The following is a 7,856-nucleotide window of genomic DNA, read 5'->3' on the forward strand; positions in this document are numbered from 1 at the left end:
TCTGTAATAATTACTTTCTCTGCATTTGCAACATATTATTTCTGACATATACTAACCTTATTTGTGTTATTGTGCATATCATATCAGCTTTCTCAATTGTATGCTATATTTGTTTAGCAATGCCAAAAATTGATGTTTGAAGTGTGAAGTATGTGTAGTTGTTGATCTAGAAGGTTATAAAAAGTACTGAAAATACAAATAAAAGATAGTGATATGGTAAGAATATACCAAAATGATTGTGAGTTAATTTTATATGATAATACTTTTGGTTATTTTTAATAATGTTCTTAAATGAAAACTTGAAGAAAATTAGCTATTCTGCTATTAGTAAATTAAAATTTTTTGTAAAAACTGACATGAACTATCCTTTAATGCCTAAGGCAACAGCTGTGTGGTTGTTGGAAAACACAGGCCTTACATTTGATCAAATAGCAGATTTTTGTGGTTTGCATGTATTGGAAGTGCATGGCATTGCAGATGGTGAGGTTGCAAAAGGAATTAAGGGTGTAAACCCAATAACTCATGGGCAGATAACATCGGATGAGATAAGTAGATGTGAAGAGGATTCAAGTGCTAGGCTAAAACTCTCTGCTTCAGCTGTAAAATTGATGAAGGAGCAAGAACTTAATAATAAAAAAAGTAAATATATACCAGTGGCAAGAAGGCAAGATAAACCTAATGCAATAGCTTGGATATTAAAAAATTGTCCAGAAATAGCAGATTCACAAATATCAAAATTAATAGGTACAACAAAAAACACTATTAACTTAATTCGCAACAAAACTCATTGGAATTATAGCAATCTTCGTGCTAAGGATCCTGTGCTATTGGGTCTATGTACTCAGGCTGATCTTAATTATATAAGTGAGTTGGCGAAAGAAAAGTTAGAGGCTAAAAAAGATAACTAATTATTTTGAAGATAAAGCTTCTTCCACAAATCTATAAATGTATTTAAATCTTCTATGGTGTTGTTGGGTCCTAAACTTATCCTAATCGAATTATTAGCAATTTCTTGAGAATAACCCATTGATAACTGGATTCTTGGTATTTCAATTTTTCCTGATGAGCATGCAGAGCCAGCACTTAATGAAATACCATTTAAATCAAAAAATATTAATTGTGTTTCTGCGCTAACACCAGGCATAGAAATTGAGGATGTATTAGGCAGTCTGTGCGTTTTTTCTCCAAATATTACTACATCGTTTGTTATGGTTTTTATAGACTGTTCTAAATGTTTTTGTAATCGTTTTGTTTTGGTAAAATTTTCTTTTATCTCATTAATTGATTTAAATGCAGTGGCCATACCGTGTATAGCTGTTATATTTTGTGTTCCGGATCTTAATCTAAATTCTTGTCCACCACCAAAAATCATGGGTTTTAGGCTGAGATTTTTATTATAAACTAGTGCACCTGAGCCAATTGGTCCGCCAAATTTATGAGAGCTAAATGTAATTAAATCAATATCAACTAGATCAATACTTATCCTGCCAATTGCTTGAGTTATATCGCAATGAAAAATGAAATCGTATTTTTTTGCAAGTTTAGCAATTTGTGCAATAGGTTGGATGGTGCCAATCTCATTATTTGCATACATCACAGATATTAATAATTTTTTAGTATTATTTTCTGCTAGGTAATTTTCAATGTAATCAACGTTGACTATACCATTATTATCAACAGGAATAATTCCTTCTCCAATTACATTAATTACAGCTGGATGTTCAATGCAACTACAAATTTTTTTGATCTCAGGGAAGTTACTAAGAGCTAAATTATTTGCTTCAGTGCATCCACTTGTAAAAATTAGTTCATGAGTATCCTTCACGCCCAGATTATTTTTTATGAGATATCTTGCATTTTCTAGAATTCTTCTGGAATTGCGTCCATAATAATGTAATGATGAAGAATTAAGAGCGAGGCTACATATGCTTGCCATGGCTCTCTTAACCTTATTGTTAATGGGTGTGGTCGCATTGTGATCAAAATAAATCCGTTTCATTTATAATTTTATTTTGATTTTTCATAGTATTTAACTTAATTATAAAACAATTAATAGTATTTTTTATAAAATGATAAAAGAAATAATTTTCAATAGCGAAGCTGGTAGAATAGAAGGTAAATATTATCAAGGAGAAGAAAAATTTGCTCCAGCAGCACTTATACTGCATCCTCACCCATTGCATGGTGGAACAATGAATAATAAAGTTGTATATCACACATTTCATACTTTTGTAAAAAATAATTTTTCTGTTTTAAGATTTAACTTTAGAGGAGTAGGAAAATCAATGGGGAGCTTTGATCATGGTAATGGAGAATTAATAGACGCTGCAACTGCTATGGATTGGTTACAGTCAAAAAATCCTGAAGCTTCAAGCTATTGGATTGCTGGCTTTTCTTTTGGAGCATGGATTGCTATGCAGTTACTTATGAGAAGACCAGAAATAGATGGGTTTGTTGCTATAGCTCCTCCGGCATCATCATGTGATTTTGGTTTTTTATCTCCTTGTCCAGCACCAGGGTTGATTATTCAAGGCACAGAAGATGAGATAGCTAAAGAAGAAGATACGTATGCACTATACAAAAAATTATCTAAACAAAGAAATGCTGAAATTGAATATGTAACTGTTGATGGAGCTGATCACTTTTTTACAAATCATATGGACGGTTTAATAAGTGGGATTGATAAATTTATCAAACCTAGAGTTAATAGACCTACTCAACCTAAAAAAGTTAGAAGAGATAGAAAGAGAAAGGTTATGGAAGCTCAATAAATAACCTAAACTTAAATGTCTTTAAGCTTTAAGATAGTTGATATTTGTAATAATTCAAGAAATGGAGTTGTTTCAACTGCAAATGGTCAAATTACAACACCTGCTTTTATGCCAGTTGGAACTTCAGCAACAGTAAAAGCAATGCTTCCAGAATCATTAATTAAGACAGGGGCAGAAATAATACTAGGAAACACATATCACTTAATGTTGCGTCCAGGAGAAGATGTAATATTAAAATTAGGTGGTCTGCATAAATTTATGAATTGGGACAAACCAATATTAACTGATTCTGGTGGATTTCAGGTTATGTCACTGGCAAAGCTTAGAAAAATTTCTCAAGAGGGAGTGGAATTTAATTCCCATATAGATGGCAAAAAGTATTTTTTGACTCCTAGAAAATCTATTGATATCCAATATAAGCTAGGTAGTAACATAACTATGATCTTTGATGAATGTACTCCTTATCCTGTAGATTATGAGTATGCTAAGAAATCAATGCACTTATCCTTAAAATGGGCAAAGGAATCTAAAGACTCATTTATTAATAGAGATGGATATGGGATATTTGGAATAATTCAAGGTAGCATTTTTGAGGATTTGAGAAAGGAAAGTGCGCAAAAATTACAAGACATCGGTTTTGATGGATATGCGATTGGTGGACTTGCAGTTGGTGAGGGTCATGATGAAATGATAAAGGTTTTGGAATTTACAATTCCTAATATAACTGCAGATAAACCCAGATACTTAATGGGTGTGGGTAAGCCAATAGACATAGTAGCTTCAGTAAAAAAGGGAGTTGATATGTTTGACTGTGTTTTGCCCACTAGATCAGGGAGAAATGGGCAAGCTTTTATAAACGGCGGAACAATCAATATAAAAAATAGTCAATACATTTTAGATAATTCTCCACTAGATTCAAAATGCAATTGTTATACATGTGTAAATTACAGTAGAGCTTATTTGAATCACTTAATAAGGAGTAAAGAAATACTAGGTGCAGTACTTATGACATGGCATAACATTACATATTATCAAGATTTAATGAAAAAATTGAGAAATCATATAAAAAATGGTACGCTCTATGATTACAAAGATGAAGACCTGATTTGAGTTTTAATGAATTTGATGTTATTAAAATAGAAGTTATTATAATTATAATTTAGATGCTTAATCCTTTAGAACAATTTTTAGTAAAGCCCGTAGTTAGTTTCGATGTTTTTAGTCACAATATACAGATTACAAACTCTACTATAACGTTTTTAGTTACATATTTAATTATATTGCTATTGACTAGAATAGCGTGTCATAAAGTTTCATTAGTTCCTGGTAAAATACAAGCTTGTGGTGAGGTAATTTTTCAATTAATCAATGGAATGCTAATTTCTACAGCTGGTAAGAATTCACAAAAGTTCTTTACATTAATTTTTTCGTTATTTATGTTCATCCTAATCAGCAATAGTGTAGGTATGATTCCCTCTGTATTTACAACAACAAGCCATATTTCTGTAACTTTCACGCTGGCAATTTTTGTTTTCATAACAATTACTGCCATAGGGTTTGTTAAAAATGGAATAGGCTATTTTTCAATATTATTACCAAAGGGAACGCCAATGTTCTTAGCTCCACTGATAATTTTTATCGAATTATTTGCTTATCTTGCGCGTCCTATAAGTCTTTCTATTAGGCTTGCTGCAAATATGACTGCGGGGCATGTTGTGTTAAAAGTGCTTGCAACTTTTGTGATACTTTCCGGTTTGTTTGGAATTATGCCGTTAATTTTGTTGACAATTTTAACGGGGTTTGAGATATTTATTTCAATTCTACAGGCGTACATTTTTTCAGTTTTGACCTGTGCATACCTAAGTGATGCTTTAAATTTACACTAAAAATAACATTTATACGGAGAAAAAGATGGAATTAGAAGCTTTAAAATACATTGGAGTTGGGTTAACTTCTATTGCGATGTTTGGTGCGGCTATGGGGATAGGGAATATTTTTGCCGCACTCCTTAGTGGCATAGCAAGAAATCCTTCAGCTGAAGATAAATTGATGAAAGGTGCTTTTATTGGAGCTGGCCTTGCTGAAGCGATGGGTTTGTTTGCCTTTTTAATTGCGCTGCTGTTGCTGTTTTTTGCCTAAATAATTTATTGTTTAAGGTATGCCTCATTTAGATTTAACCTATTTCTTTAATCAATCTTTTTGGTGCATTATTGTTTTTCTTTTAGTCTATTTTACAGCAAGTTGGAATTTTTACGCTAAATATAATAAAATTATAATGAGTAGAAATGAGGTAATTCAAAATTATATTGATAAATCTAATAAGATATTACTTGAGGCGGCTACTATAGAAGAACAATTAGAAAAATCCAAAAGAGAATTGTCATCGTACTTGCAACAACAAGAAGAGCGTATAAGAGCGAAAATTTACGATATCAGAAGGGAACGTTTAAGTATTTTAAAGAAGGAGATCGAAAATAGAAACCTTGCCCATAAGCTTTTTTTAAATAATATGAAGGGTGAGTTAGCGCATGATTTAAAACAATATTCAAGCGAAATTGAGGAGAAAATAAATTTGTATTTATTTAAAAAATGAATGAAATTTTTTGGTTAACAGTATCATTTATACTAATTTTGTTATTTATATATAAGCCAGTAAAGAGAGTTTTGAACAATATTATTGATTCACATATAACTAATACTAAAGAGCTATTAAATCGAGCGGAAAAAGCTCATGATGATGCAGTGCAATATCTACAAAAGTTGGAAAAAGATTTAGAATTTCAAGATAAGCTTAATAAAGAAAAATTAGCTCAAAATGAACATTTGCTAAATTCAATAAAATTGGAGAATGATAAAAAAATTGAGGAAGAGATAAAAAGGCAATTTATTATTGCACAGATGCAGAGAAAGACGGATGAAGAAGTAATGATACAGGTAATAACATCAAAATTTCTTCTAAAAAATATAAATAATATAGTTTCAGAACTTAGCACTAAGCACACAAAAAATTCTGAATTTTTGAAAAAGTCATTAGATCAGTTAAATCAGATTAAAACTGGTAAATAGTAAGTAACGCAATTTTAAAATAACGAGATTAGAATTTCTACTCAACAGTTACAGATTTTGCAAGATTTCTGGGTCTATCTACGTTTTTGCCCAGATTCAAAGCCACTTGATAGGCAAATAATTGCAAAGGTATCGTGTAAAACAATGGCGCTAAAATTTCACAACCTTTGGGGATATTTAGTAAATAATCAACTTCAAAATCACCGCTTGAATCTGTTAGTAAAACAACTTTAGCACCTCTTGCCTTTACTTCTTCGATATTTGAAATCATTTTCTGATGGGTATCATTTTCTGGCGCTAGTGCAATAACTAAAGAATTGTCATCAATTAATGCTATTGAACCATGCTTAAGTTCTCCAGCAGCACATGCAAAAACAGGTAAATATGATAACTCCCTTAGTTTTAAGGCTCCCTCCAAACAAATTGGATACATATAATTTCTACCTATGAAAATTATATTTTTAGCTTTACAGATAAGTTGAGAAATTTCCTCAATTTTTTTATTCACTTCAAGTAAGGCATCCAAAGAGCTGATTTTAGCATTAATTTTGCCCAATAATTCATGAAAATTTCCCTCTGATATTAATTTTTTTTGTTTTGTTATAGTTAATATAAGATGAAGTAATTTCATTAGCTGAGCGACAAAACTTTTTGTTGATGCAACAGATACCTCTGTTCCAGCTTCAATTGTAATAATATGATTAACTAAATTTGCAATTGGGCTATTTAAGTTGTTTACAAGCCCTATAGTAATAATATCATGTTTTTGTGCTTCTTTTAATGCAACCAAAGTATCAAGGGTTTCTCCAGATTGTGAAATAAAAATATATACAGCATTTTTGTCATATATGATGTTTCTTGATCTAAATTCTGAGGCAAAATCAATTTCTACTGGTATTTCTGCATAGGATTCAAACCAATATTTGGCCACCAGTCCTGCATTATATGAACTGCCACATGCAACTATTGATACCTTACTTACCTCTGACCAATTTATATCTAATAAATTTTTATTTTCTTTTTCAGATATAATATCTCGTATAACTTTTTTTAAAACTTTAGGCTGCTCATTTATTTCCTTAAGCATATAATTTGGGAAGCTACCAAGCTCATTATCTTTTTCTTCTTTCTTAGTAAATTTTCTTATATTTCTTTTTACAATTTTATCGTTTTTATCAAAAATCTTGTAATCATCTTTGGCTATAATGGCAGTATCACCATCTTCAAGTGTTATGGAGCTTTCCACAAAAAATGCTAAAGTATTAACATCTGATGAAATATAGTTTGTATTTTCACCTAGTCCAATTGACAAGGGTGATCCATTTTTTGCACAATATATATTATTTTTTTCGTGTAGAAATATTATAGAAATTGCGTAATTGCCTTCTATGTCAGCAATTGTTTTTTTGAAAGCCTCAATGTGATTAAATTTAGAATCAATATAGTATTGTAGTAAATTTAATATTACTTCAGTATCTGTCTCACCTATAAATTCATAGCCTAATTTAATTAATTTATTTTTGATTTCCTTATAATTTTCAATTATTCCATTGTGTACAACCGCAATTTCTTGATTGGAAATAGGGTGTGAATTACTCAAACTCACTTTGCCATGAGTGGCCCACCTAGTGTGACCAACACCAATTTTACCATCATCTAGCGTACTTTTAATTTTTTTTTCTAAATTTGAAACGGTACCTAAAGCCTTAATGGTACTTAACTTGTTATCATCAATAAATGCTAATCCCGCTGAATCATAACCTCTATATTCTAAAAAATGTAACCCTCTTATAATGTCATTTTTTACATTGTTATTACTGTTTAAACAAAAAATACCACACATAAAGTTTGTAAATTTAATTTGATTGTTCATTAACAAAGCAGAAATTGCAGGCACAGTCAAGTTAAAAATAGAATAAAATTCTGATATTGAATAAAAGATTATAAAATTGTAGGATTTAAAAAAATAAATATCAAAAAAGATGAAGGGCACACCAAACAGACATAGATATCCAATGA

9 protein-coding genes are annotated in these 7,856 nt (G+C 30.7%); 7 read left to right on the forward strand and 2 right to left on the reverse strand.

What is annotated here, in order from left to right:
- The first annotated feature begins 356 nt into the window (after nt 1–356).
- A complete protein-coding gene (locus L8D11_RS02330) occupies nt 357–908 on the forward strand; it encodes a cell cycle transcriptional regulator TrcR (protein ID WP_236870077.1) in 552 nt (183 codons plus the stop codon).
- On the opposite strand, the gene L8D11_RS02335 is transcribed toward L8D11_RS02330, so the two are convergent.
- Nucleotides 905–1,999: a cysteine desulfurase family protein gene (locus L8D11_RS02335; protein WP_236870069.1), complete on the reverse strand. Its 1,095-nt coding sequence runs from the start codon at nt 1,997–1,999 to the stop codon at nt 905–907. The genes L8D11_RS02330 and L8D11_RS02335 overlap by 4 nt on opposite strands.
- Nucleotides 2,000–2,069: 70 nt before the next feature.
- Here L8D11_RS02335 and L8D11_RS02340 point away from each other — a divergent pair, with 70 nt between their 5' ends.
- From L8D11_RS02340 to L8D11_RS02365, 6 genes are read left to right on the forward strand one after another with little or no spacing between them, the layout of a single operon-like run.
- Nucleotides 2,070–2,771 (forward strand): alpha/beta hydrolase, encoded by a 702-nt coding sequence (locus tag L8D11_RS02340; protein WP_236870070.1) that lies wholly within the window; start codon nt 2,070–2,072, stop codon nt 2,769–2,771.
- Nucleotides 2,772–2,786: 15 nt separating this feature from the next.
- Nucleotides 2,787–3,881 carry a tRNA guanosine(34) transglycosylase Tgt gene (gene tgt / locus L8D11_RS02345; protein WP_236870071.1) on the forward strand — a complete coding sequence of 365 codons (1,095 nt, stop codon included), beginning with the start codon at nt 2,787–2,789 and terminating at the stop codon, nt 3,879–3,881.
- A 53-nt stretch (nt 3,882–3,934) separates the two neighbouring features.
- Nucleotides 3,935–4,657 carry a F0F1 ATP synthase subunit A gene (locus L8D11_RS02350; protein ID WP_236870072.1) on the forward strand — a complete coding sequence of 241 codons (723 nt, stop codon included), beginning with the start codon at nt 3,935–3,937 and terminating at the stop codon, nt 4,655–4,657.
- Nucleotides 4,658–4,682: 25 nt separating this feature from the next.
- Nucleotides 4,683–4,910, forward strand: coding sequence for a F0F1 ATP synthase subunit C (locus tag L8D11_RS02355; protein WP_236870073.1), 228 nt, complete (start codon nt 4,683–4,685; stop codon nt 4,908–4,910).
- Nucleotides 4,911–4,929: 19 nt separating this feature from the next.
- The gene (locus tag L8D11_RS02360; RefSeq protein ID WP_236870074.1) at nt 4,930–5,364 is read left to right on the forward strand and encodes an ATP synthase subunit B family protein; all 435 of its coding nucleotides are present in this window, start codon (nt 4,930–4,932) and stop codon (nt 5,362–5,364) included.
- A complete protein-coding gene (locus L8D11_RS02365; RefSeq protein ID WP_236870075.1) occupies nt 5,361–5,837 on the forward strand; it encodes an ATP synthase subunit B family protein in 477 nt (158 codons plus the stop codon). Before L8D11_RS02360 ends, L8D11_RS02365 begins: the two co-directional genes overlap by 4 nt.
- A gap of 37 nt (nt 5,838–5,874) precedes the next feature.
- Here the strand turns inward: L8D11_RS02365 and glmS are convergent.
- Nucleotides 5,875–7,856: glutamine--fructose-6-phosphate transaminase (isomerizing) (glmS, locus tag L8D11_RS02370; protein ID WP_236870076.1), on the reverse strand; the 1,982-nt coding region annotated here is incomplete at its 5' end.

The organism is Candidatus Bandiella numerosa, from assembly GCF_021811875.1.
GTDB lineage: Bacteria > Pseudomonadota > Alphaproteobacteria > Rickettsiales > Midichloriaceae > Aquirickettsia > Aquirickettsia numerosa_A.

Bases quoted from the DNA above. Each gene is read 5' to 3' on its own strand.
- L8D11_RS02350 (WP_236870072.1), top strand. From the start codon at position 3,935: ATGCTTAATCCTTTAGAACAATTTTTAGTAAAGCCCGTAGTTAGTTTC.
- L8D11_RS02330 (WP_236870077.1), top strand. From the start codon at position 357: ATGAACTATCCTTTAATGCCTAAGGCAACAGCTGTGTGGTTGTTGGAA.
- L8D11_RS02340 (WP_236870070.1), top strand. From the start codon at position 2,070: ATGATAAAAGAAATAATTTTCAATAGCGAAGCTGGTAGAATAGAAGGT.
- L8D11_RS02335 (WP_236870069.1), bottom strand. From the start codon at position 1,999: ATGAAACGGATTTATTTTGATCACAATGCGACCACACCCATTAACAAT.
- tgt (WP_236870071.1), top strand. From the start codon at position 2,787: ATGTCTTTAAGCTTTAAGATAGTTGATATTTGTAATAATTCAAGAAAT.
- L8D11_RS02365 (WP_236870075.1), top strand. From the start codon at position 5,361: ATGAATGAAATTTTTTGGTTAACAGTATCATTTATACTAATTTTGTTA.
- L8D11_RS02360 (WP_236870074.1), top strand. From the start codon at position 4,930: ATGCCTCATTTAGATTTAACCTATTTCTTTAATCAATCTTTTTGGTGC.
- L8D11_RS02355 (WP_236870073.1), top strand. From the start codon at position 4,683: ATGGAATTAGAAGCTTTAAAATACATTGGAGTTGGGTTAACTTCTATT.